The sequence below is a fragment of the Luteibacter sp. P4_E6 genome, assembly GCF_056401535.1.
In genome coordinates, this window is the sequence record NZ_JBFUJE010000726.1 from 1 (window position 1) to 1,597 (window position 1,597).

Sequence of the window (1,597 nt, forward strand, 5' to 3'; positions counted from 1 at the left end):
CTCAGGTGCCCCGCCATGATCACGATGATGAAAACGGCGATGGAGCTGCCGGTCATCTGCGCCCTGATGATTGCGGCGATGATGATCGGCGCGGGGGCGAGGCAGAGCACGGGTACCAGCTCCGGGTGGCCACCGTAGCCGTGCCAGATGACCCCCAGCAGAGCGATCGAAACGGTCATGAGCAGGTAAAAGTCCGGGGTGAGCCGGGGCTCATGGCGTACGGCGGCATCGGGGCTCCGAACGCTGATCCATACGGGTACATAGAGCACGTAGCCGAGCGAGTGGGCCAGGGCGATGTTCGGCCAGTCGCTGAGGATCGAGCCGTGAAACGACGTGTAGCGGCTGGCGTGTTCGATCAGCGTGGCGCAGGCGGCCGGCAGGGCGATCACCGCCACGGCGGCGAATGCATAGAGTCTTGTGAAGTCTTCCAATGGCGGCAAACGGGACGGGACGCGCTGGAGCACCCACGCCGCTACCGGGGTGAGGAGTACCGCCGGCGAAACCACCAGGGCCGTATCCATCAGCGGCAGACCGAAGCTCACGCCGGTCACGACGAGTCCGAGCAGCGCCGCCCCCATAAGGGCGGCCCACAGGTTTCGCGGTGTCGCGAGCAAGGCCCCCAGGAGCACCGCGCCGGGGAACCAAACGATGTGCGTGCCACCCTGGTGGCTCCACAGGGCGGCGGACAGCAACTGGGCGGCCATGACGCCCGCAAAAACGCCCCCGCACCAACGGGTCACGCTATGCGTCGACGGCAAGGTCTTCGTCATCGGCTCTCCCACCGCCCCGTGAAACGGCCCCAACCAGCTGTCGTAACATGCCTGGGTGGCCCCCACCACACCCCATGCCGACTATACCCGTGCGGCGGCCGAAGGGTGTCGATGCGGCCGGACGTCATGCGGACGACCCGGTGGAAGAACCCCTGTGGCGGAAAGATGCCGATTATCGCCATCCGCGGAAGATCGAGGTGAGGCCGGTAGTTTTACCTACGCGGGCAGGGTGAAAGTTCGCTTATCGCTCGGGCGCGCACGCCGCACTCTACATGTCACTGTCACCGATGTCGGATCGTGACCATGGATCGTCGAATCGTCCCCGTCCTGATCGCCGCGGCGCCCAGCCTGAAAGGCTCGGTGAGCTACGCGACGTCACCCTCCGCCGGGTGCTCCCGAACATGACTTTCGCGCTCTGACGGCGATGCATGAGCCCGTCGAAGATTTCCCCATAGCGGTCGATGTCGTTGTCGCCGATCACCATCGCGTGGTCGCGGAAGGCGTTGCCGCGTTGCTCACGCCGCATGTTCGATCCGTTGTGTTGGTGTACTCGGCGGTCGCGCTGCTTGAACGTGTCGGGCCCGGCATGCTGGTGGTCGGTGACATCGACCTGCCCGATATGCCCGGCCTTGAGCCGGTGCGTCGAATTGCCGAGCGTCGGAACGGTAGTCGGTTCATCGTGCTATCCGGCCATGACGAGCCCCTGATTGTGCAGGATGCGATGCAGTCGGGCGCCTGGGCGTACGTGCTCAAGCAGTCGCCACGCAATGAGCTTCTGGATGCCATGACGGAAGTGCTTGACGGTCGGCGCTATGTCAGTCCCGGAC

2 protein-coding genes are annotated in these 1,597 nt (G+C 65.1%); one reads left to right on the top strand and one right to left on the bottom strand.

The window, feature by feature from the left end; all coding sequences use genetic code 11:
* The coding region (locus AC1DT2_RS22830; RefSeq protein WP_477298951.1) for an MASE1 domain-containing protein at positions 1-770 on the bottom strand (770 nt) is incomplete at its 3' end.
* Positions 771-1,194: 424 nt separating this feature from the next.
* Here AC1DT2_RS22830 and AC1DT2_RS22835 point away from each other — a divergent pair.
* Positions 1,195-1,597: response regulator (locus AC1DT2_RS22835; protein WP_477298952.1), on the top strand; the 403-nt coding region annotated here is incomplete at its 3' end.